Origin of the sequence: Amycolatopsis taiwanensis DSM 45107, from assembly GCF_000519205.1 — a bacterium.
Classification (GTDB): Bacteria; Actinomycetota; Actinomycetes; order Mycobacteriales; family Pseudonocardiaceae; genus Amycolatopsis_E; species Amycolatopsis_E taiwanensis.
Genome location: NZ_KI912599.1, coordinates 141,470 through 162,559, shown reverse-complemented (window position 1 = coordinate 162,559; position 21,090 = coordinate 141,470). Strand labels below are relative to the sequence as shown.

Sequence of the window (21,090 nt, the reverse complement as noted above, 5' to 3'; positions counted from 1 at the left end):
CGGTCGCGCGGTTGGTCACCCGGCCAACGTTCGACTCGATTTTCGCCCATATCCGGTAATGGGCCAAGAAATGTCCGGACTTTCCGACGAGGCCGGCGAAGCCCTTATCGAGGCTTCCGCCGCAGGTGCCCCCCTCGTGCGCGCCGCCCGGCAGCGCTAAAGTCGGTTGGTCCGCCTCCGCCGACCCAGCCCCGAGGTCGTCATGCCGCTGATCACTCCCCGACAGACCCCCATCGGAGTGGACCCGACCAGGCCCAGCATCCCACGGATCCAGCAAACGTTCCTCGGCGGCAAGGACAGCTACGAGGCGGACCGGCAGGTGATGCGGGAGATCACGAGTGCGGTGCCCGACGCCGGGGACATACCCCGCGCCGGCCGCGCCTTCCGTGACCGCGCGTGCCGGTTCCTCGCCGCCCAGACCGGCATCGGCCAGTACCTCGACTGCGGGGCCGGGCTGCCGACGGCGGAGAACACGCACCAGATCGTGCAGGCGAGCCAGCCCGAGGCCCGGGTGATCTACGTCCACGACGACCCGATCGTCCTCGCGCACGGGCGGGCGCTGCTGGAGGAGAACGAGTTCACGCACATGGCCGCGGGGGACATCTTCAACCCGTCCTCCGTGCTGGACAACCCGGTGGTCACCCGCCACCTCGACTTCAGCGAGCCGATGGTGCTGCTGCAGGTGAGCACGATCCCGTTCCTGCCCGACAGCAGTGAGCTCAGCGCGCCCGAGATCATGCGGCAGTACATCGACGCGCTCGCCCCCGGCTCGTACGTGGTGCTGTCGCACTTCCTCGACCCCGAGGTCCCGGGGCTGACCGAAGTCGCGAAGAAGCTGGAACGGATGCTGCTGGACGGGCCGGTGGGCGCCGGCTGGTTCCGCCCCCGGGCCGAGATCGCCGAGTTGATGGCCGGCCTGGACATCGTCGAACCGAACGAACTGTCCGTGCCCGGCGTCGTGGTCTGCGACGAGTGGTGGCCGGACGGGCCGCGGATGATCCCGCTGAGCAAGCCCGCCCGCTGCGTCGCCGCGGTGGTCGGCCGCAAACCGTGAACCAGGTCAGGTTCCGTACCTGACCGGGCTGTACCGGGGAAACCAGCCGGGCGGGTAGGTGGTGCCGTCGCCCGCGCTCGGCGCTGAGATGTACTGGCCGTTCCGCATGAACTGCGCCATCCGCCGGGCCTGCGCGGTGTCGCCGGCGGCGATCAGCCCGGTCTCCTGCTGGTACGGGTCGCGGCCCACACCCGGTGGTAGCCGTCGCCCGGTGAGTCGGCGCTGACCACGTCGCCCCACGGGGTCGCCAGCCCGGCCACGCTCGCGCCGCGAAGGTCTTGTCCTCGGCCGAATGCAGAGCCATCACCGCCACCTAGTAGGCGCGACAGCGTTGTGTGTCACCGCAAAACGCGGGCCGGCGCGGCCTTCATACTGTCCACATAGGAGTCTCTGCCACTGCGATAGGCGGCTTCCACGGCGGAAAATCCGCTCGCGAGCACGCCACCCCGCGGCGAGCGCGGAACTGGAGCTGTTACCGAAGCCGAGCGCGACGGTGAATGTGGTGTCCGCCCCTACGGCGATCTGCCCACACCGCACGGCATGGGCTCGCGAATGCGCAACTAGACTCGCTGAACCAGGAACTCGGTGCCCTGAACCCGGAACTCGGCCTCCTGAGCCGGGGACACGCGCCCCTGAACCCGGAACTCGGCGTTCTGAAGCGGGAACTCGGTGTTCTGAAGCGGGAACTCGGCGTCCTCAGCCGGGGACACGCCGGGAGGTGGCGAGGATGGACATGATTTCGGCGCGCAGGCCGGGACACACGGCGATGGTCGCCGCGGAGTCGGCGGAGTGCTCGGTGTCGTCGAGGTCGAGCACGGCGCCGCCCGCCTCGCGGACCAGCAGCGCACCGGCCATGGTGTCCCAGGGCAGGTTGGCCAGGATGATCGCGGCGTCGAGCTTGCCGTGCGCGACCCAGGCCAGGTCGATCGCGGCGGTCCCAAGCATGCGGATGCGTTGCGCCCGCGCGCCGAGATGGCTCAGCAAAGCCATCCGGAGCCGGTTCTTCGGCTCGGCGCCGGAACCCACGGCGAAGTCGCCGAGCGAGATCACCGCCTGGGACAGCTCCCGCACCGGCGACGACGTGATCCGCTCGTCCCCGGCGTAGGCGCCCTGCCCCGCCAACGCCGTGTAGGTCACGTCGAGAAACGGCAGTTCGATCGCGGCAAGCACGCTGCGCCGGCCGGCCACGAGTCCCAGTGACACCGCGGAAAGCGGAATACCCCGCGCGAAATTCGCGGTGCCGTCAATGGGATCCAGCACCCACCAGAGTGCCTCCCCGGTGGCGCCGCTACGGCCGCGCTCCTCGCCGAGGAGGCCGATGTGCGGGGTTTCCCGGGCCAGGAAGTCGCGGAGCGAGTCCTCCACCGCGAGGTCGATGTCGGTCACCATGTCCCGGTCGCCCTTCGCGGCGAGGACGGCGGGCGCCCGGGAGGAGATGATCCGGCGCGCCATCGCGACCGCTTCCCGGGCGATCGGCAGCAGGCCGGCGAACTCGGTCATCCTTGTTCCTCCGCGAGGAGGCGCGGGGCCTGACGGCGGCGCGCGTGGTGGTCACCCTGGTCGCCGTGGGTTGACACCAGGTGCGTCATGCGCCGCCCCCTCCGCGCACGAAGCCTTCGAGCTGCGGCAGGTCGTGCCCGAGCCGGTCGCGCTTGGCGGTCAGGTACGCGATGTTGTCGGCACTCGGCCGCACCAGCAACGGAACCCGCGCGGTCACCACGATGCCGTGCGCTTCCAGGGACCGGATCTTGTCCGGGTTGTTCGACATCAACCGCACGGACCGAACCCCGAGATAGCGCAGCACCGACGCGGCCGGCGTGTAGTCCCGGACGTCCACCGGGAGCCCCAGTCTGACCGCGGAATCGACGGTGTCCAGGCCCTGCTCGTCCTGGAGGATGTGCGTCCGGACCTTCTCCACCAGGCCGATCCCCCGGCCCTCGTGCCCGCGCAGGTACACCAGGATGCCGCTGCCCTCGTCGACGATCGCGTCCAGCGCCGCGTCCAGCTGCTCACCGCACTCGCAGCGGGTCGACCCGAAGATGTCGCCGGTCATGCACTCCGAATGCACCCGGACCAGCACGTCTTCGCGCACCCGCGTCCCGTGGACCAGCGCCAGGTGCTCGTGCCCACCCGGCTGGTCCCGGAAGGCCACGCTCCGGAACCTGCCCCGGCGAGTCACCAGCTCGGACTCCGCGATGTCTTGTTCCCGCATCCAATTACCCTTGTCTTGCCTGCCTGTGCACGGTGTACCGGAAATGATGGAATTGACCGGATGGGTGCGCCCGGCGGAAACGCGGAAAGGCAGACATGATGGACCCGCTACGGTTGGAAACGACCACGGACACGACCATCGACGCACGAAATCGCGCGGCCCGGGTCGCCGTGCTGCCAGTCGGCAGCTTCGAACAACACGGGCCCTTCCTTCCGCTGGCCACCGACACCGTCATCGCCTGCACCATCGCGCAGGAAATAGCCGCCGCCCACCCGGTCCAACTGCTCCCGCCGGTGACGATTTCGTGCTCCCACGAACATGCCGCGTGGGCCGGAACGGTGAGCATCTCGGCAAGCACATTGTATTCGGTGGTGCGCGACATCGCCGATTCGCTGCGCCTTTCCGGAGTGCCCAGGCTGGTTCTGGTCAACGGACACGGCGGAAACTACGTGCTGGCCAACATCGTGCAGGAATCGCTCGGCGGGATGGCACTGTTCCCCGGGCTGCCCGAGCTGCTGCGCGCCCGGGCCGCGGCCGGCCTGCGGACGTCGATCGACACCGACATGCACGCGGGCGAACTGGAGACCTCGATCCTGCTGCACGCCCACCCGGAACTGGTGAAAGCCGGCTACGAAACGGCCGACTCGGTCGCCGACGATCGGCCTCACCTGCTCACGCTCGGCGTGGCCGCGTACACGACTTCGGGCGTGATCGGCCGCCCGTCACTGGCGTCGGCAGCCAAGGGCAAGGCACTGCTGGCGAGCCTGGTCGAGTCCTTCGCCGGGTACCTAACGGCCCTCGATCCGGGGGAACCCTGACCCGGGCGGCGCCGGAACAGCACGAGCACACCCGGCGCGCAGGCCGCCAGCGACAGCACCCCGTACACCACAGCCGTGGTCAGTCCCGCCGTGGCGCCCAATCCCACGGCACCGAATGCGAACGCGGAAAAGCCCTCCCGCGGGCCCCAACCTCCGACGTTGAGCGGCAACCCCATCACCATCAGGGTCAAGATCATGATCGGGAAAAGCTGCGCGACCGGCGCGGTCACGCCCGCGACCCGGGCCGCTACGACGAACAGCGCGACGTTCCCCACCACGGTCGCCGCGGACAGCAGCGCCACGCCCGGCCAGGCGCGCCGGGCGAACAGGCCGCGGCGTGCGTCGCGCAGCGCGGTCGCCCACACGCGCCGTCCCGCCGCGGAGGCCCGGGCCAGGAGGAGCGCAACGACGGCGAGCAGCAGGACCGCCACGACAACCACCAGCCCACGGCCCGGCAGGACCCCCGTGACCAGGGCCGGGTAGGCCATCAGCGCCCCGAGCCCGGCCACCGCGAGCGCCAGTTGACCCGCGAACCGTTCCAGCACCACGGCGCGCACCCCTCGGCCCAGGTCACCGGACCGGTGCCCGTGGTCCACCGCGCGGTGGACGTCGCCGAGCACCCCCGCCGGAAGCACCGAGTTGAGCAGCACCGAGCGGTAGCAGTCCGCCACCGCCGTGCCCAGTTTGAGCGGCAGGCCCAGGTTGCGGGCCACCAGACACCAGCGCCACGCGCCGAACAGCGTGGTGAGAAACCCGATGCCCACGGCGGCCAGTAGCGACGAGACGGTGATCACCCGCAGCCCGGCCACGAAGGCGCCCGCACCGAGCCGCCACGCGAGCGCGGCCAGGATGCCGACCGCGACCAGCAGTCGCAGCCACGGCCAGCACCTACGCACCGCGGCCCGCACTCGGCCATTACGGAGCAAGGTGGATTTGCTACGAAACGACGGCGCCCCTGACACCTGCTCGGTCGCGATCATGCTGGTTCCTCGATCGCGAGCAGATCCGTATGGCCCACAACGACTTCCCCGCCGGTCTCGGCGAGCCGCCGGCGCAGGTAACCGGGCGCTTCATCGGCGAGTTCGGGCCGCTGTTCGCACGCCGCCGCGACCCAGCCGCGCAGCCATTGTTCGGTCAGCGCGGCCTGTTGAAGGCCCAGCCGCCACGGACTCGGGCGGCCGGCCACCCGCATTCCGCGACGCTCGAACGCCTCGGTCGCCGCCCTGATCGCGTCCGGCCCGAGCCGCCCGTCACGCCGCTGGTGGTCGTTGAAAGCCGCTTCGAACTCGGCGTCGAGCGGCTCGGCCTGGGCGAACTCGACCTCGCCCGAGACGGACAGCGTGAGCAGCGCCGGGCATCCGGCGCCGGCGCAGGCGGCGGCGAGGCCGTCCACTTCCTCGGCGGTGAGCAGGTCCAGCAACGCCGACGCGGTCACCAGCGAGGTTCCCGCGAGATCTTCGGCGCGCAGCCCGGTCAGTTCGCCGAGGCGCGTCTCGAAGGTGACGGGGGTGGAGTCGGCGGCCACGCCAGTCACCGTCGCCACCTCGAGCAGCGCGGCGTCACGGTCGTACAGCACCCAGTGCTGCGGGCCGGGCAATCTTGCGGCCAGCCATCGCCCCATCGATCCGGTCCCACAACCCATATCACGAACGATCACGCGGTCCCGGTTCAGCAGGACCGCGCGCAGCGGGTCGAGCAGTGCTTCGGCACGGGCCACCGCGTCGGCGGGCTCGCGCAGCGAAAGCCATCGCGGGGAACAACCCGAACTCAGCTGGTCAGCTGTCCGAGCAATCGAGCCAGGCGCCGCGAGGTTTCGTCCCACGTCACCAGCATGCCACGGCGTTGTCGCGCCGAAATGGTGAGACGTTGCCGCAACTGCTCGTCGGCGAACCACTCCCGCAGGGCCGTGACCAGCGCCGGAACGTCCCCGGGCGGCACGAGAACGCCCGGCACCGAACCGTCGGGCGCCCGGCCGAGAGTGTCCGGCAGACCCTGTGCGGCAGCCCCCAGCACCGGGATCCCACGGGCCAGCGCCTCGGTGACGACCATCCCGAACGTTTCCGCGCGCGAGGGCACCACGACCAGATCGGCGGCGGCGTAGGACCGGTCGAGCGCCTTCGGAGTGCGCGGCCCGGTGAGCCGCACCCGGCCGTCCAGTCCCCGGCGGGCGACCGTTTCCCGCAGCCGTTCGACGAACGCGGGATCGCGGCGCCACGGCCCGACCAGGTCACAGGTCCACGGCAGGTCGCCGACCGCGGCGAGCGCCTCCACCAGCAGGTCCTGGCCCTTGCTCGGGGTCAGCGAACCGACACAGAGCAGCCGCGACACGCCGTCGGTGCCCGGCGCGAGCGGCGCCGGATCGGTGCCCGGGCTGACCACGTGCACCCGCCGTGGGGGTACCCCGTGGTGCTCGGCGAGCCGGTTCGCGGTCCACGCGCTGGTCGCCACGACGGCGCGTGCGGCGTGCAGCGTCCAGCGTTCGCGGGCGTCCAGGTCCGCGGCCACCTCGGGCGCCAGCCCGGCCTCGTCGGCCAGGGGCAGGTGCACCACGACCACGAGGTTCAGCCGGTCCGCCTCGGGCACGACGACCTCGGGCACCCCGCACGCGATCAGCCCGTCGAGCAGCACGACCGAGGAGTCGGGCACGCCCGCGAGCGCCTGGGCCAGCTCCGCGCAAGCGCTTGCGCCCGGCCTCGGCCACGTCCCGTGCGCGGCGATCTCCCGCACCGGCCGGCCCGCCGCGGCCAGGCCGAGGCACACCCGGCGGTCGTAGACGTTGCCGCCGCTGGGCATCGACGGGTCGTCGACGTCAGCCGGCAGTACGAAGATCACGCTCGTAGCTTGCCCACGCGACATGCGACTCATGCAGGGTGACGGTGATCCCGGCCAGGCCACGCGCGCCTTCGCCGAGGGCACCCACGTGCACCCGCTCGGCGAGCCGGTCGGCGATGACCTTGGCCAGGAACTCGGTCGAGGTGTTGATCCCGGCGAACGCGGGCTCGTCGTCGAGGTTGCGGTAGTTCAACTCGGCGAGCACCGCGCCCAGTTCGGCGGTGGCCCGGCCGATGTCCACGACGATGTTGTCGTCGTCGAGTTCCGATCGGCGAAACGTCGCGTCCACCACGAACGTCGCCCCGTGCAGCCGCTGCGCGGGCCCGAACACCTCACCACGGAAGCTGTGGGCGACCATCAGGTGGTCACGCACGGTGATACTGAACAAAGTTACGACCTCCCCGGACTCTCTTGATCTATCACAGCCTCCCGATAAGCGATCCGGTGGCACAACGCACCCATCTCCCCGGCCGCCAGCCGCGGCAGCACCGACGGCAGGTCTTCGAACCGGCTCTCCCCCGTGATCAACGCGTCGAACGCCGGGTCGGCGAGCAGGTCGAGAGCGAGCGCGAGCCGGTCGGCGAACGTGCGCCGCGACCGCCGCGCGGGGGACACCATGCCGACCTGACTGGCCCGCACGGTAAGCCTCCTGGAGTGGAAGAACTCGCCCAGCGGCACGCTGACCCGCCGGTCGCCGTACCAGCTCAGCTCGATGACCTCGCCTTCGGGCGCGAGCAGCTCCAGCGCGCGGGTCAGCCCGGCCTCGGTGGCGCTGGCGTGCACCACCAGGTCGCAGCCGTCTTCGGCCTCCTCGGGCGAGGCGAAGTCGACTCCCAGCCCACGCGCGACCGCCGCTCGCGCCGGGTCCACGTCGACCAATTGCACGCGGACACCGGGAAAACGGGCCAACAGCGCGGCCACGCTGCAGCCGACCATCCCCGCCCCGATGACCGCGACCCGGTCGCCGACCAGCGGCGCCGCGTCCCACAACGCGTTCACCGCGGTCTCGACCGTCCCGGCCAGCACCGCACGGGCCGCGGGCACCCGGTCGGGCACGACGGTCACCGCCCCGGCCGGGACCACGTAGCGGGTCTGATGCGGGTAGAGGCAGAAAACCGTGCGGCCGAGCAGGTCCGCCGGTCCCCGCTCGACCTCGCCGACGTTGAGGTAGCCGTACTTGACCGGCGCCGGGAAATCGCCTTCCTGGAACGGCGCGCGCATCAGCGAGTACTGGCTTTCCGGCACCCCGCCCCGGAACACCAGCGTCTCGGTCCCGCGGCTCACCGCCGAGAAGAGCGTGCGGACCAGCACCTCGTCCGGCCCTGGGGCGGGCAACTCGGTGGGACGGATCTCACCTTCACCGGCCGACTTGAACCAAAACGCCCATGCTGAATGTGTCACAGGTACAGCGTTGTTCAGAACGTGTGCGGGTAGCCAGACCGTGACGTCCGTGGTCGGCTACCGGTCGATCACAGCGGCGGCCTGCCTCCCCGCCCACGTGCAGTGTTGTTGCGGTCACGAAGGTGTTGATCTTGCGCTTTGCATCGTTTCCACACCTCCGTGTCTCCGCTGGGAAGGGACGCGCTTGAAGGCGATCACCGGTTCCGCCGGCCGGGAACAGGCGGCCGCGGTGGGCACCCAGCTCCTCCTGCTGGTTCCGCTGCACCTCGGGTGGGCCGGCTGGCTGGCCGGGGCCGGCTACGCCGCCGCACTGTGGTTCATCCTGACCATCGCGCGGCACCGCACCGGCGCCCGGTCCTTCGGCCCGGCCGATCACGTGACCCTGGCCCGGGCCGTGCTCGTCGGCTGTGTCATGGCCCTCGTCGCCGCCCACGCCGCCACCGGGCCGTTGTTCGTCGCGGTCGCGTCGGTGGCGCTGGCCCTGGACGCGGTGGACGGGCTGGTCGCCCGGCGCACCGGAACCGTCTCGGCGCTGGGTGCGCGCTTCGACATGGAGGTCGACGCGTTCCTCATCTTGCTGCTCAGCATCCAGGCCTCGGCCTCGCTCGGCGTGTGGGTCCTGGCGATCGGGCTCATGCGGTACCTGTTCGTCGCGGCGAGCCGGCCGTTACCGTGGCTTCGCGCCCCGCTGCCGCCCAGCTTCGCCCGGAAGACGGTGGCCGCGCTGCAGGGAATTCTCCTGGTCGCCGCCACCTCCGGGGTCTTCCCGCACCCGGCCGCGATCGCACTGGCCGCCGTCTCGCTGGCGACGCTCACCTGGTCCTTCGGACGCGACGTCCGATGGCTGTGGCGCCGCCGCGCACCCGCGCCCCCGCTCCAGGACGCTGTGTCCCCGATTCAGGACGCTGTGTCCCCGGCTCAGGACGCTGTGTCCCCGGTTCAGGAGGCCGAAATCCGGGCTGGGGCAACGGGGGTCTCGGCCCGCGTCTCCGCCTTCCGATTACGCCCTCGGTAGGCCGTGAGCGGCGCGACGATGGTCAACGCGAGGCACAGCCACGCGAACCAGTCGCCGAACTTCGTGTAGAGCGTGGCCCCGGGCCCGATCGGCACATCCGCGGTGATCGTGGTGAAACCGGTCGACCCCGTCGTGTACGTCTGGGCGAGCACCCGGCCCCAGCCGTCGGCGATCATCGGGCTGCCGTTCTGGTCGGCCCAGACCACCGCTTGCCCGTTCTCCATCCCGCGCAGCAGGGCCGTCCGGCTGTGCTGCCAGCCGTTGTCGCCGTTGTCGGACGCGGGGATCGCGAGAATGTCGGAGCCTTGTGCGGCATAGCCTCGGGCGGGCTCGGCGAACTCGACGTCGTGGCAGATCTCGACCCCGGTTTTCGGCCCGGCCGAAGGGACGAACACGAGATCGTGGCCGAGACGGCTGACCATGTCGTGCTGCTTGAGGTACCGCACCGGTTCGCCGCCACCCGCCGGGAATATCAGCGCGAAGTTCTCCCGCACCGAGCCACTCTCGCCCCGCTCGCCGTTGGCGTGCATGAAGCCGAGCACGATGTCGATGTCCTTCCGCGCGGCGGCCTGCCGCATCGGTCCGGCCAGGTCGGCGGGCAGGACATCGGGTGAGCTGAACGCGCCTTCCGGCAGCACCACGGTCCGCACGCCCGCAGGCAGATTGTCTATCTCCCGCAGGTATCCGGCGACGAGCGCGCGCCCCTGGGGGCTGGCCACGTCGGGTGCCCACGCGTAGTGGTTGGGCGCGATCGCCGCGACGCGCCGCGTATCGCCGGTGTTCTGGTTCAGGCGCACCGCCCCCGCCGTGAACACGGCAGCGAGCACAACCGCCGCGGCGGCGCCCAAACGTATCCGGGCCTTCGATGTCACCGAAGGTGCGCACAGCGCGGCGATCACCGACGGCACGAACATGACCAGGAATTCGACGCCCCACCTGCCCGTCACGACCGCGGTCTGCAAGGCGAGGGGAAAATCGCCCTGATCCTCGAAGAACATGTTGGAGAGCCCCATCGGGTTGGACACCGCCACCACGTAGAGCGCGCCTGCCCACGCGGCCGGTCCGGCGATCGCGGCCCACACCGGCCGCCCGCGGCGGGCCGGCAGGCGGAAGACCACCACGGCGAGCACGAACACCAGCGACGTCCCGACGTCGATCACGACGCCCACCGGCCACAGTGGCGTATCGCCCGAGTGCAACTGGAAGCTCCAGCTGTTCGCCGTACCAAGCAAAAACGCCGCGAACGCTGTGCCCGCGGCGGTCCATCCTCGCAGGCGGGGCGCCACCAGCAGCACCGGCAGCGGCGCCAGCCAGGTCAGCGCAGCGACCGGGGTGAGGCCGGTGCCGAAGTAGAAGAGCGTTGCCGAGACAGCCACGGCGGCGAGCACCGCCGGGAACCGTGCCGGCCTGTTAGTGTTTAAGTCCATTGAGGACCCTCCCCACAGTTTTCGCGCACAGGCGCCTGAATTCCTCTTCGGACAGTCCTATTCGGCCACCGAGATAGAGCTGGGTCAGTCCCACTACCGGCATGGTGATCGCGAGTGTCACTTCGAGCGCGTCGTCTTCGGCCAGCACCTGCTCCCGCATGCCCTGCTCGACCACCTCGATCACCGGGCCCAACGCGGGAGAGTCGCTGCTCCGGAAGTCCTCCGGGAACTGCCGCACGCCTTCCCGCCGGTCCGTGATCAGGAACGAGTACAGGTTCGGCTTGCCCAGCGCGAAGTCCAGGAAGCCGTGCATCAACTCGTGGATCCGGCTTTCGAAGTCGCCGCCCGCGCCGCGGTTTCCCCAGTCCTTGGCCAATTCCGCGAAGGCCGTGTCGGCCACTGCCCGCAGCAGCGTCTCTCGATTCGGGTAGTGGCGGTACGTCGCCATCGTCGTGACGCCCGCGTCCGCCGCCACTCGGCGCATCGTCACCGCCTGGGCGCCTTCTTCCAGCAGGATCGCCAAAGCCGCAGACGCCACTCGCTCGGCCGTGCCAGGTTCTGTCATGTGTACAACGTACACGTCGCCGTGTACGTTGTACACATCGGGCTCCGTGACCGACCCCGAGCCCCCCGGCCCAGCCACCCGAAATCCCGGCCCAGGACGCTGTGTCCCCGCTCCAGACACGTGAATTCCGGCTTCAGGCAGCCGTGTCCCCGATTCAGGACGCTGTGTCCCCGGCTCACGCACGCGAGTTCCGGCTTCGGGCAGCCGTGTCCCCGGTTCCAAAAAGCGAATTCCCGGTTCGGGCCGATCGTTCGGGTCGTCAACTCCAACTCACGGACCGAACGGAGAACGGCTGAGTGCTTGATCCACGATCACGTCCGCCACTGCGAACTGCCTCGCTGCTCCACCTGTCGCGCGAACGCAACGTCGACTGGGTCCTCAGCGGTTCTGCCGTCCTGATGCTCTACGGCGCGGACCTGAGCCCCAACGATCTCGACGTGGTGCCCGCGCTCGCCCCATCAACCTGCGCCGACTTGCCGACGTGCTCATCGAGATCGAGGCCGTGCCCGCGTACCAGCCGTCCTGGTCGAAAGGGTTGTCCCTGCAAGAGTGCCAAGCGTGGGCGCCGGAGCCGCCTACCGCCGAGCAACTGGACCACCTGTTCGTCACCCGTCTTGGCATGCTCGACATCCCGCCAGCTCTCACGGGCACCTACGCCGAGTTACAGCCGAGCGCGGACTCAGTCCAGTTAGCCGGAGCACCAGTCCGGGTATGCGCTCCCGAAGAAGTACTCAGCCGGTTGCCGGCCCGGCCGCGCGCCAAGGACATCGAGCGGGCCGTGCATTACGCAGCCGTCCGCGAAGCGTTGCGTCGTGGCCGCGTACCGCGGGCAGTTGCCTGGTTCGACCACCGAATCAGCTGACTGACCTTTCCCGGTTACTTGCTGGCGACGCGGCGGTAACGGGCGACGGCCAGGGGCGCGAAGATCCCGATGATGGCCAGGCAGGCGAGGATCGCATAAAGCGCGGCGTGCTCGGCCGGCCAGCCGGTGGGTGGCGGGCCGAACTGGTTACCGAACAGGTTGCGGGTCGCGTTGGTGACCGCGGTGAACGGGTTCCATTCCGCGATCACCCGCAGGAATCCGGGCAGCTTGTCCAACGGGACGAACGCCGACGAGATGAAACTCAGCGGGAACATCCACATCAACCCCGCGCTCTGCGCCACCTCGACACTGCGCGCGGTCAACCCGATCAGCGCCCCGATCCAGGACATCGACCAGGCGAACAGCAAGATCACCAGGTACGCGAGCACGGCATCGGCCACGCTTCCCCGGATACGCCAGCCGACGATCAGCCCGCACAGCGACATCACGAGCAGGGCCACGACGCTGACCGCGAGGTCCGAAGTGGTCCGCCCGAGCACCACGGCGAGCCGCGACATCGGCAGCGAACGGAACCGGTCGATGATGCCCTTCTGCAGGTCGTTGGCGAACCCGATCACCGTGAACGCCGAGTTGAACGCCACGGTCTGCACGAAGATCCCGGCGATCAGGAACTCCCGGTACGCGGCGCCGCCCGCCGCGCCGCCGATCGCGTCGCCGAAGACGTAGGCGAACAGCAGCACGAACATGATCGGCTGCAGGGTCGCGGCCATCAACCAGTCCGGGTTGCGGCGGACGTTCATCAGGTTGCGCCAGGTGATCACGCCGCCATCGGCGAGGCTCTTCGCGATCGCGTTCATCTCTTCTCCCCGTGAGCGTCCACGAACTCCGCACCGTGCCCGGTCAGGGACAGGAACACGTCGTCCAGGGTCGGCCGGTGCAGGGCGACGTCCTGCACCGTGATGCCTTGCGCGTCGAGCCTGCGCAGCGCCTCGATCAGCGCCTTCGGCCCGGTGTCGACCAGGATCTCGACCCGGCGGGCCTGATCGTCGCCGGCCGGCTCGCCGCTGCCCACCTCACGCAGCACCTGCCTGGTGGCCGGCAGGTCGGCGGCCGAGGCCACCACCAGTTCGAGCCGTTCCCCGCCGATCATGGCCTTCAACTCGTCCGCGGTGCCGCTCGCGATCACCCGGCCCTTGTCGATCACCACGATGGTGTCCGCGAGGTGGTCGGCCTCCTCCAGATACTGCGTGGTGAGCAGGACCGTCGTGCCGTCGGCGACCAGTTCCTTGATCACTTTCCAGGTGTCGAGCCGGCCGCCGGGATCGAGTCCCGTGGTCGGCTCGTCCAGCACGACCACGCTCGGCTCCGCGACCAGCGCGCCGGCCAGGTCGAGCCGGCGCCGCATCCCGCCGGAGTATCCCTTCGCCGGGCGGTCCGCGGCCTCCTCCAGCCGGAACCGGGCGAGCAGTTCCCGTGCCCTGGCCCGGGCCGCGGCCCGTTTGCGGCCGTAGAGCCGGCCCACCAGGTACAGGTTCTCGAATCCGGTGAGGTTCTCGTCGACCGCCGCGTACTGACCGGACAGCCCGATCGCACGGCGGACCGCGTCCGGCTCGGTACGTACGTTGTGCCCCGCCACCCATGCCTCGCCCGAGTCGGCCCGGAGCAGGGTGGTCAGGATGCGCACCGTGGTGGTCTTGCCCGCCCCGTTCGGCCCGAGCAGTCCCAGCACCTGCCCGGTCGGAATCGTCAGGTCGACACCGTTGAGCGCCTGGGTGGACCCGTAAGCCTTTTCCAGGGCACGCACCTGGACGGCGGTTCCTGGGTCTGGTTGTGACATGAAACACGCCCCTCTCCGTTTCGCACCACAACGTAGACGGGGAGACCGACAAAATCCTCCGGTTTTCCCCTGATCTGAACCCTGATCATCCAAAGGAAGCTCGGGGTTGGCCACGGGCACACCGAAGCCCGGCAGGGACGAACTCTGGCATGTGAGGCAGGAACCCGGCCTCCCAACCGGGAACACACGTGCCTGAAGCCAGAACTCAGGCGCTTGAAGCGGGAACTCAGGCGCCTGAAACGGGGACACGCAGGCCTGAAACCGGAACTCAGGCGCCCGAAGCGGGGACACGCGGGCCTGGAGCGGGAACTCGGGTGCCTGGAGCGGGAACTCGGGTGCCTGGAGCGGGGACACGGGAGGCTGGGGCGGGGACACGCCGGGGCGGCGCGGTGTTTGGTGCCTTTCCCATTGGGGAAGGAAGGTTGGCATGCTGGTCCAGCGCACCCTCTTCGCACCGCCGAACGACCTGGAGCCCGCCGAGCTGTATGCCACGACGGAGCGCGGCGTCGCGGTCGCCGAACGCGGTCGTGTCACGGTCGCACCGCACGCGTTGGTCTCCACGAACACCTACTTCGGCCGGTTCCCGGCCAGCTACTGGCAACGCTGGACGCCGGTCGGCCGGGTCCGGGTGGAGGCCAGGGCCCACGGCACCGGGCGGGTTCGGCTGATGGCCTCGGACACCGCCGGCGATGCTCGCCCGGTGGACGGTGTCCGGGTCTCGGGCGCGGTGGCCGAGCCGATCGGCCTCCACGCCACGCTGAACAGGTTCACCGACGGCGGGGCGCTGTGGCTCGAGGCCGACACCGAGGCGGCCGAACTGACCGTCGGCGACGTGCGCTGGGAGGTGAACGACCGGGCCCGGGAGCGGCCCGCGGCGGTCGTGATCTGCACGTACAACCGGGCCGACGACTGCGTGGCCACCCTGACCACGCTCGCCGCGGACGTCGAGTGCATGGCCGGCCTCGACACCGTCTACGTCGTCGACCAGGGCAGCGACCCGGTGTCCTCGCGCACCGGTTTCGACGCGGTGAAGCAGGCATTGGGCGGCAAGCTTCGCTACCTGCGCCAGCCGAACCTGGGCGGCGCCGGGGGGTTCACGCGGGGCCTGTACGAGGCCACCTCGGGTGCGGCGGAGAACTGGCCGTACCTGGTGCTGATGGATGACGACATCGCGCTCGAGCCCGACACCGTGCCCCGGATGATCGCCTTCGCCGCCCGCACCGAGCACCCGGCGATCGTCGGGGGGCAGATGCTGCAGCAACTGCATCCACATCGGTTGCACGTCAGCGCCGAGCGCGCCGACCTGCCGCACCTGCGCGCGGGTCGCCCGGTACCCGGCGCGGTGCACGACGCCGACCTTACCTCGACGAGCCTCGACACCCGGGTCAACGCCGAGTACAACGCGTGGTGGTCGTGCCTGATCCCCCCGGACATCGTGCGCGAGATCGGTTATCCGCTGCCGTTGTTCTTCCAGTGGGACGACATCGAATACGGGCTGCGCGCCCGCGCTGCCGGTTATCCGACGGTGACGCTGCCCGGTGCCGGGGTGTGGCATGCCGACTTCGCCTGGAAGGACTGGGACGACTGGCCGCGCTACTTCAGCCTTCGCAACGCGCTGATCGTCAGCGCCGTGCACAGTGACTTCAACGTCAGGCAGGCGACGAAGTTTCTGCTCGCGGAATTCGGGCGGTACCTGGTCTCGATGCGGTACGGACTGGCGCGCACGCTGCTCATGGCGGTCGAGGACTTCCTGCGCGGGCCCCAGATCCTGGCCGACGGCGGGGCCCAGGCCGCGGCCGCGGTGCGCAAGGCGCGCGCCCACCACCCCGAGACCGTGGTGCATCCGGCCCACGGCGCGCCCGACCTGCCGGTCTCCTACCCCGCCCCGACCCCCTCCATGCCGCGTCTCGTGCTGCTGAAGCGGGCGGCCTGGCAGATGCTGGGCGTAGCCCGCGGGCAGGCCACGATCGCGGCCAAGCACAACCACTGGTGGCACGTCTCCCTTTTCGACACGGCCGTGGTCACCGACCCGTCGCAGGAGGGAGTCCGGTTCCGGCACCGGAATCCCGCGCTGCTACGCGATCTCGCCTGGCGCGGAGTGCGGGTGCTGTCGGAGTTCAGCCGCCGCGCGCCCCGCGTCGGACGGCTGTACCGCGCCGCGATGCCCGAACTGACCAGCCGCCGCAACTGGGCGCGGCTGTTCGGTGCCGATTCCCGTGCCCACCTGTGAGGAGGTTCCCGTGCTCAACCGGATCCGCCACGCGCTCCGCGCGCCGCTGGCGAGGATCGTCGACGAAGCCGCTGAGCGGCACATCGTTCGCTACGAGCAACTGGTCGAGAAGGTTCGCCAGGACTTCGAAAACCTGGCGCGTCAGGAAGGAGACCGGCTCGCCCGGGTGGCGCACGAGATCGAGTTCCGGGCGCGCCGGGACATCCACGCGGCGGCCGAGCGACACGCCGTGGCGACCACCGAGGCGTTCGTGCGTGAGCACTTGCCCACCGCGCGTACCTTCCCACACCCCGCCGAAACCCTCGCCCACGCGCTCTCCCTCGCCCCGGAGGCCGGGCTGGCCTGCGAGTTCGGGGTGTTCAGCGGCAGCACGCTGAAAACGATCGCGGCGGCCCGCGCGGGCCACGACGTCTACGGCTTCGACTCCTTCCGGGGACTGCCGGAGGACTGGCGGCCGAACATCCCGGCCGGGGCCTTCCACGCCGAGCGGGTGCCCGAAGTGGACGGTGCCTCGATCGTCGCCGGCTGGTTTTCCGAGACGCTGCCCGGTTTTCTGGCCGAACATCCCGGTCCGGTCGCGTTCCTGCACCTGGACGCCGACCTGTACTCGTCCACCAGGACGGTGCTCGAGGAGATCGGCGACCGGCTGCGGCCGGGCAGCGTGGTGCTCTTCGACGAGTACTTCAACTACCCCGGCTGGGAAGGGCACGAGCACCGTGCGTGGCGCGAGTTCGTGGCCGAGCGAGGAGTGGACTTCGAATACCTCTGCTACACGTCCAACAACGAACAACTCGCCGTCCGGATCACCGAAGTACCAGCCCGGGCGCGAGGGAGGCGGCCATGACGGAGCCGACCGACGAGTTGCGGCGGGTCGACGCGTACTGGCGCGCGGCGAACTACCTTTCCGTGGGCCAGATCTACCTGCTGGACAACCCGTTGTTGCGCGAACCATTGCGGCCCGAGCACATCAAGCCGCGGCTGCTCGGCCACTGGGGCACCACGCCGGGGCTGAACTTCGTGTACGCGCATCTGAACCGCACGATCCGCGAGCGCGATCTCGACGCGATGACCGTGATCGGGCCGGGGCACGGCGGCCCCGCGATGCTGGCCAACACGTGGCTGGAGGGCAGCTATTCGGAGGCTTACCGAGAGGTCCCGCGCAACGAAGAGGGCATGCGGACCCTGTTCCGCCAGTTCTCCTTTCCCGGCGGGGTACCCAGCCACGTCGCGCCGGAGGTGCCCGGCTCGATCCACGAGGGCGGCGAACTCGGGTACTCGCTGGCCCACGCCTACGGTGCGGCCTTCGACAACCCCGGCCTGCTGGTGGCCTGCGTGGTCGGGGACGGTGAGGCGGAGACCGGGCCGCTCGCGACCAGCTGGCACGCCAACAAGTTCCTCAACCCGGCGACCGACGGCGCGGTGCTGCCGATCCTGCACCTCAACGGCTACAAGATCGCCAATCCGACGGTGCTGGCGCGGATACCGGACGAGGAACTGGACGCACTGCTGCGCGGCTACGGCTACGCGCCGCGCTACGTCACGGGTTCCGATCCCACGCGGATGCACGCCGAGATGGCCACGGCCCTGGACGAGGTGCTCACCGACATCCGGCGCATCCAGCACGAAGCCCGCGACGGCGGCGAGGCTACCCGCCCGGTGTGGCCGATGATCGTGCTGCGCAGCCCGAAAGGCTGGACCGGTCCCTCCTTTGTGGACGGTCTGCCGGTGGAGGGGACGTGGCGGGCGCACCAGGTGCCGCTGGCCTCGGTGCGGGACAATCCGGCGCATCTGGCGGCCCTGGCCGACTGGCTGCACTCCTACCGGCCGGAGGAGTTGTTCGACGAGGCCGGCCATCCGGTGCCGGACGTGCTGGCCACGATCCCGCGCGGGGACCGGCGGATGGGCGCCAACCCGCACGCGAACGGCGGCCTGCTGCTCGAACCGCTGCGGCTGCCCGACTTCACCGCCTTCGCGATCGAACCGGCCAAGCCCGGCGCCTCGACCTCCGAACCCACCCGGATCCTCGGCCAGTACCTGCGTGAGGTGGTGCGGGAGAACACCGGAAGCCGCAACTTCCGGCTGTTCGGTCCCGACGAGACGGCGTCCAACCGGCTCGACGCGGTGTACGAGGCCACCGGCAAGCAGTGGACGGCCGAAGTTCTCCCGGTGGACGAGCACCTGGCCCGCGACGGGCGGGTGGTCGAAGTGCTTTCCGAGCACCTGTGCCAGGGCTGGCTGGAGGGCTACCTGCTGACCGGGCGGCACGGGATGTTCTCCTGCTACGAGGCGTTCATCCACATCGTCGACTCGATGTTCAACCAGCACGCCAAGTGGCTGAAGAGCAGCAAGCGGCTGCCGTGGCGCCGCCCGGTCGCCTCGCTGAACTACCTGCTCACCTCGCATGTGTGGCGCCAGGACCACAACGGGTTCTCGCACCAGGACCCCGGCTTCATCGACCACGTGATGAACAAGAAGGCCGAGATCATCCGGGTCTACCTGCCGCCGGACACCAACACCCTGCTCTCGGTCGCCGACCACTGCCTGCGCAGCAGGGACTACGTCAACGTGATCGTGGCGGGCAAGAACAAGTCCCCGGACTGGCTGCCCATGCCGCAGGCGGTGCTGCATGCGACGCGGGGCGCGGGGATCTGGGAGTGGGCGGGTACCGAGGACGGCGGCCCGCCGGACGTGGTGCTCGCGTGCGCCGGTGACATGCCCACACTGGAGGTGATGGCCGCGACCGCGATCCTGCGGGAGGAAGTGCCCGGCCTGCGCACGCGCGTGGTGAACGTGGTCGACCTGATGCGCCTGCAACCGCCCAGCGAACACCCGCACGGCATGCCCGACCCCGAGTTCGACGCGCTGTTCACCACGGACCGTCCGGTGATCTTCGCCTACCACGGCTATCCGTGGCTGATCCACCGCCTGACCTACCGGCGCACCAACCACGAGAACTTCCACGTCCGCGGCTACAAGGAGGAAGGCACCACGACCACGCCGTTCGACATGCGGGTGCTCAACGACCTGGACCGCTTCCGGTTGGTGATCGACGTCCTCGACCGGGTGCCCGGGGTGGGCGTGACCACGGCGTCACTTCGGCAGCGGATGACCGACCAGCGGGCCCGGCACCGTAGCTACATCCGCACCCACGGCGAGGACCTCCCCGAGGTGCGCGACTGGGCCTGGCCGTACTGAACCCGGAACTCACCGTCCTGAACCGAGAACTCAGGTGCCTGAGGCAGGAACTCGCCGTCCTGAACCGGGAACTCGCCCGCCCCAACCCGGAACTCGCCGTCCTGAGCCGGGGACACAGCGGGAGCTCCCGGCGTGTCCCCGGCCCAGGCACCCGAGATCCCGGCCCAGGCACCCGAGATCCCGGCCCAGGCAGGCGAGATCCCGGCCCAGGCACCCGAGTTCTCGGTTCGGGCGGGCGAGTTCTCGGTTCGGGCGGGTGTGTCCCGGGTACAGGTGCGCGAGATCCCGGTTCGGGTGGGTGAGTTCCTGGTTCGGGTGAGTGAGTTCCTGGTTCAGGTGAGAGAGTTCTCGGTTCGAGGTGGGTGAGACATGAACGTGCTCGTGGTCAACGCCGGCTCGTCGAGCCTGAAGGTCCGGCTGCTGGACGGTGACGACCGGTTGACGGCCTCGCTCGACCTCGGCGAGTGGGCGGGCGCCGAGGAGACCGAGGAGCTGGCGCGGTTCGTGGGCGGACTGCGCCGCGTCGACGCGGTCGGGCATCGCATCGTGCACGGCGGCGCCGAGTTCCGCGATCCCGCGTTGCTCGACCCGGACGTCCGGAGAAGGATCGCGGACCTGACCGAGCTGGCCCCGTTGCACCAGCCGCGCGGCGTGGCCGGGATCGACGCGATCGCACGGGTACTGCCCGAAACACCGGCCGTTGCCTGCTTCGACACCGCGTTCCACGCCGGGTTGCCCGACGCGGCCGCGACCTACGCCCTGCCGCGAGAGTGGAACCAGAAGTGGGGGCTGCGCCGGTACGGGTTCCACGGCCTGTCTCACGCCTACGCCGGCCGGCGGGCGGGTGAGCTGCTCGACCGGCCGGCGACCACACTGCGTCTGGTCACCTGCCATCTCGGGGCGGGTGCCTCGCTCGCGGCGGTGTCCGACGGCCGCTCGATGGACACCACGATGGGGTTCACGCCGCTGGCCGGGCTGGTCATGGCCACTCGCACCGGCAGCGTCGACCCCGGCCTGGTGCTGTGGCTTCTGCAGCATGCGGGCCTGAGCACCAGCCACGTGTCCCGCGCCCTGGAATTCGAGTCCGGGCTGGCCGGGCTGACCGGCGGCAGCGGCGACATGCGCGAAGTCCTGCGGGGCGTGGCCGACGGCCGGCCGGAGTCGCGGCTCGCCTTCGGCGTCTACACGCACCGGCTGCGACGGGAGATCGCCGCGATGACGGGCTCTCTGGGCGGGTTGGACGCGCTGGTGTTCACCGGCGGTGTGGGCGAGCACAGCCCCGACGTACGCGCCGCTGCCACAGCCGACCTGGCGTATCTCGGCGTCGAGGTGGACGAGACGGCCAACCGGGCGGCGACCACGGACACCGATATCAGCGCATCCGGGGCGCCGGTGCGCACCCTGGTCATCACCTCTCGTGAGGACATCGAGATCGCCCGGCTCACCCGGGCGGCGATCCGGCCGGACGCGCCCGGGCCTCCAAGCCGGTGAGCCCGGTGGCCCCAGTGAACGCGGTGGACCCGGTGACCCGGTGAGCCCGGTGGGCCCGGTGGCGGTGGACCCGGTGAGCCCGGTGGACCCGGTGAGCCCGGTGAGCCCGGTGAGCCCGGTGAAGATGATGAACGCGGATACCGTGCGACTGTGCGAAACCCAAACGGCCGGAAATGTGAAAATCGAACCA

At 70.2% G+C, this 21,090-nt stretch carries 21 protein-coding genes and 1 pseudogene; 9 read left to right on the top strand and 13 right to left on the bottom strand.

The genetic code is table 11. The features are described from left to right. The first annotated feature begins 202 nt into the window (after positions 1-202). Positions 203-1,054 carry an SAM-dependent methyltransferase gene (locus A3CU_RS0138355; protein WP_027946702.1) on the top strand — a complete coding sequence of 284 codons (852 nt, stop codon included), beginning with the start codon at positions 203-205 and terminating at the stop codon, positions 1,052-1,054. A gap of 6 nt (positions 1,055-1,060) precedes the next feature. Here the strand turns inward: A3CU_RS0138355 and A3CU_RS0138350 are convergent, their stop codons facing one another. The 4 genes from A3CU_RS0138350 to ribA form a co-directional block, all read right to left on the bottom strand. Beyond that, positions 1,061-1,294, bottom strand: coding sequence for a hypothetical protein (locus A3CU_RS0138350; RefSeq protein WP_156960769.1), 234 nt, complete (start codon positions 1,292-1,294; stop codon positions 1,061-1,063). 320 nt (positions 1,295-1,614) lie between these two features. Continuing rightward, the gene (locus tag A3CU_RS53165) at positions 1,615-1,764 is read right to left on the bottom strand and encodes a hypothetical protein (RefSeq protein WP_156960768.1); all 150 of its coding nucleotides are present in this window, start codon (positions 1,762-1,764) and stop codon (positions 1,615-1,617) included. Continuing rightward, positions 1,751-2,554: an inositol monophosphatase family protein gene (locus tag A3CU_RS0138340; protein WP_027946700.1), complete on the bottom strand. Its 804-nt coding sequence runs from the start codon at positions 2,552-2,554 to the stop codon at positions 1,751-1,753. Before A3CU_RS0138340 ends, A3CU_RS53165 begins: the two co-directional genes overlap by 14 nt. 85 nt (positions 2,555-2,639) lie before the next feature. Then, positions 2,640-3,266, bottom strand: coding sequence for a GTP cyclohydrolase II (ribA, locus tag A3CU_RS0138335; protein WP_027946699.1), 627 nt, complete (start codon positions 3,264-3,266; stop codon positions 2,640-2,642). A 98-nt stretch (positions 3,267-3,364) separates the two neighbouring features. Here ribA and A3CU_RS51920 point away from each other — a divergent pair, with 98 nt between their 5' ends. Then, positions 3,365-4,084 (top strand): creatininase family protein, encoded by a 720-nt coding sequence (locus A3CU_RS51920; RefSeq protein ID WP_084144174.1) that lies wholly within the window; start codon positions 3,365-3,367, stop codon positions 4,082-4,084. A 53-nt stretch (positions 4,085-4,137) separates the two neighbouring features. Here the strand turns inward: A3CU_RS51920 and A3CU_RS48745 are convergent. From A3CU_RS48745 to A3CU_RS48735, 5 genes and pseudogenes are all read right to left on the bottom strand, one after another. Then, positions 4,138-5,064 (bottom strand): annotated as a pseudogene (locus A3CU_RS48745) (lysylphosphatidylglycerol synthase transmembrane domain-containing protein); the annotation flags it as partial. Continuing rightward, entirely contained in the window at positions 5,061-5,906 is an 846-nt protein-coding gene (locus tag A3CU_RS51915; protein WP_425388312.1) for a class I SAM-dependent methyltransferase, read from the bottom strand. The pseudogene A3CU_RS48745 and the gene A3CU_RS51915, both read right to left, overlap by 4 nt. Beyond that, positions 5,852-6,940: a glycosyltransferase family 4 protein gene (locus tag A3CU_RS0138315; RefSeq protein ID WP_027946698.1), complete on the bottom strand. Its 1,089-nt coding sequence runs from the start codon at positions 6,938-6,940 to the stop codon at positions 5,852-5,854. The genes A3CU_RS51915 and A3CU_RS0138315 overlap by 55 nt, the downstream gene beginning before the upstream one ends. After that, positions 6,894-7,304, bottom strand: coding sequence for a 6-pyruvoyl trahydropterin synthase family protein (locus A3CU_RS0138310; RefSeq protein ID WP_027946697.1), 411 nt, complete (start codon positions 7,302-7,304; stop codon positions 6,894-6,896). Before A3CU_RS0138310 ends, A3CU_RS0138315 begins: the two co-directional genes overlap by 47 nt. 2 nt (positions 7,305-7,306) lie before the next feature. Then, positions 7,307-8,317, bottom strand: a complete 1,011-nt coding sequence (locus A3CU_RS48735; RefSeq protein WP_043843946.1) for a zinc-dependent alcohol dehydrogenase — start codon at positions 8,315-8,317, stop codon at positions 7,307-7,309. Between the two features lie 184 nt (positions 8,318-8,501). On the opposite strand from A3CU_RS48735, the gene A3CU_RS48730 reads away from it, so the two are divergent. Further along, positions 8,502-9,332 carry a CDP-alcohol phosphatidyltransferase family protein gene (locus A3CU_RS48730; protein WP_052372876.1) on the top strand — a complete coding sequence of 277 codons (831 nt, stop codon included), beginning with the start codon at positions 8,502-8,504 and terminating at the stop codon, positions 9,330-9,332. Here the strand turns inward: A3CU_RS48730 and A3CU_RS48725 are convergent. Next, positions 9,257-10,759, bottom strand: a complete 1,503-nt coding sequence (locus A3CU_RS48725) for a nitrilase-related carbon-nitrogen hydrolase (RefSeq protein WP_084144167.1) — start codon at positions 10,757-10,759, stop codon at positions 9,257-9,259. The genes A3CU_RS48730 and A3CU_RS48725 overlap by 76 nt on opposite strands. Then, complete coding sequence (locus tag A3CU_RS0138290) at positions 10,743-11,324, bottom strand: TetR/AcrR family transcriptional regulator (RefSeq protein WP_027946696.1); 582 nt, start codon at positions 11,322-11,324, stop codon at positions 10,743-10,745. Before A3CU_RS0138290 ends, A3CU_RS48725 begins: the two co-directional genes overlap by 17 nt. A gap of 481 nt (positions 11,325-11,805) precedes the next feature. Between A3CU_RS0138290 and A3CU_RS0138285 the strand changes: the two genes are divergently transcribed. Continuing rightward, positions 11,806-12,186: a hypothetical protein gene (locus tag A3CU_RS0138285; protein WP_027946695.1), complete on the top strand. Its 381-nt coding sequence runs from the start codon at positions 11,806-11,808 to the stop codon at positions 12,184-12,186. A gap of 14 nt (positions 12,187-12,200) precedes the next feature. Here A3CU_RS0138285 and A3CU_RS0138280 read toward each other — a convergent pair whose 3' ends face one another. Then, positions 12,201-13,004 (bottom strand): ABC transporter permease, encoded by an 804-nt coding sequence (locus tag A3CU_RS0138280; protein ID WP_027946694.1) that lies wholly within the window; start codon positions 13,002-13,004, stop codon positions 12,201-12,203. Further along, a complete protein-coding gene (locus A3CU_RS0138275) occupies positions 13,001-13,984 on the bottom strand; it encodes a daunorubicin resistance protein DrrA family ABC transporter ATP-binding protein (RefSeq protein ID WP_027946693.1) in 984 nt (327 codons plus the stop codon). The genes A3CU_RS0138280 and A3CU_RS0138275 overlap by 4 nt, the downstream gene beginning before the upstream one ends. 427 nt (positions 13,985-14,411) lie before the next feature. On the opposite strand from A3CU_RS0138275, the gene A3CU_RS0138270 reads away from it, so the two are divergent. The 5 genes from A3CU_RS0138270 (at position 14,412) to A3CU_RS0138250 (ending at position 20,900) form a co-directional block, all read left to right on the top strand. Beyond that, positions 14,412-16,214 (top strand): glycosyltransferase, encoded by a 1,803-nt coding sequence (locus A3CU_RS0138270; protein WP_027946692.1) that lies wholly within the window; start codon positions 14,412-14,414, stop codon positions 16,212-16,214. A gap of 10 nt (positions 16,215-16,224) precedes the next feature. Then, positions 16,225-17,058 carry a TylF/MycF/NovP-related O-methyltransferase gene (locus tag A3CU_RS0138265; protein WP_027946691.1) on the top strand — a complete coding sequence of 278 codons (834 nt, stop codon included), beginning with the start codon at positions 16,225-16,227 and terminating at the stop codon, positions 17,056-17,058. Next, positions 17,055-19,409 carry a phosphoketolase family protein gene (locus tag A3CU_RS0138260; RefSeq protein ID WP_027946690.1) on the top strand — a complete coding sequence of 785 codons (2,355 nt, stop codon included), beginning with the start codon at positions 17,055-17,057 and terminating at the stop codon, positions 19,407-19,409. Before A3CU_RS0138265 ends, A3CU_RS0138260 begins: the two co-directional genes overlap by 4 nt. 132 nt (positions 19,410-19,541) lie before the next feature. Further along, positions 19,542-19,775 carry a hypothetical protein gene (locus A3CU_RS0138255; protein WP_027946689.1) on the top strand — a complete coding sequence of 78 codons (234 nt, stop codon included), beginning with the start codon at positions 19,542-19,544 and terminating at the stop codon, positions 19,773-19,775. 3 nt (positions 19,776-19,778) lie between these two features. Continuing rightward, the gene (locus A3CU_RS0138250) at positions 19,779-20,900 is read left to right on the top strand and encodes an acetate/propionate family kinase (RefSeq protein ID WP_027946688.1); all 1,122 of its coding nucleotides are present in this window, start codon (positions 19,779-19,781) and stop codon (positions 20,898-20,900) included. Positions 20,901-21,090 lie beyond the last annotated feature (190 nt).

Excerpts from the sequence above, each read along its gene's own strand:
- A3CU_RS48725 (WP_084144167.1), bottom strand. The coding sequence starts at position 10,759 with ATGGACTTAAACACTAACAGGCCGGCACGGTTCCCGGCGGTGCTCGCC.
- A3CU_RS0138270 (WP_027946692.1), top strand. The coding sequence starts at position 14,412 with ATGCTGGTCCAGCGCACCCTCTTCGCACCGCCGAACGACCTGGAGCCC.
- A3CU_RS0138315 (WP_027946698.1), bottom strand. The coding sequence starts at position 6,940 with ATGTCGCGTGGGCAAGCTACGAGCGTGATCTTCGTACTGCCGGCTGAC.
- A3CU_RS0138340 (WP_027946700.1), bottom strand. The coding sequence starts at position 2,554 with ATGACCGAGTTCGCCGGCCTGCTGCCGATCGCCCGGGAAGCGGTCGCG.
- A3CU_RS0138355 (WP_027946702.1), top strand. The coding sequence starts at position 203 with ATGCCGCTGATCACTCCCCGACAGACCCCCATCGGAGTGGACCCGACC.
- A3CU_RS51920 (WP_084144174.1), top strand. The coding sequence starts at position 3,365 with ATGGACCCGCTACGGTTGGAAACGACCACGGACACGACCATCGACGCA.
- A3CU_RS0138260 (WP_027946690.1), top strand. The coding sequence starts at position 17,055 with ATGACGGAGCCGACCGACGAGTTGCGGCGGGTCGACGCGTACTGGCGC.
- A3CU_RS0138275 (WP_027946693.1), bottom strand. The coding sequence starts at position 13,984 with ATGTCACAACCAGACCCAGGAACCGCCGTCCAGGTGCGTGCCCTGGAA.
- A3CU_RS0138290 (WP_027946696.1), bottom strand. The coding sequence starts at position 11,324 with ATGACAGAACCTGGCACGGCCGAGCGAGTGGCGTCTGCGGCTTTGGCG.
- A3CU_RS0138280 (WP_027946694.1), bottom strand. The coding sequence starts at position 13,004 with ATGAACGCGATCGCGAAGAGCCTCGCCGATGGCGGCGTGATCACCTGG.
- A3CU_RS0138250 (WP_027946688.1), top strand. The coding sequence starts at position 19,779 with ATGAACGTGCTCGTGGTCAACGCCGGCTCGTCGAGCCTGAAGGTCCGG.
- ribA (WP_027946699.1), bottom strand. The coding sequence starts at position 3,266 with ATGCGGGAACAAGACATCGCGGAGTCCGAGCTGGTGACTCGCCGGGGC.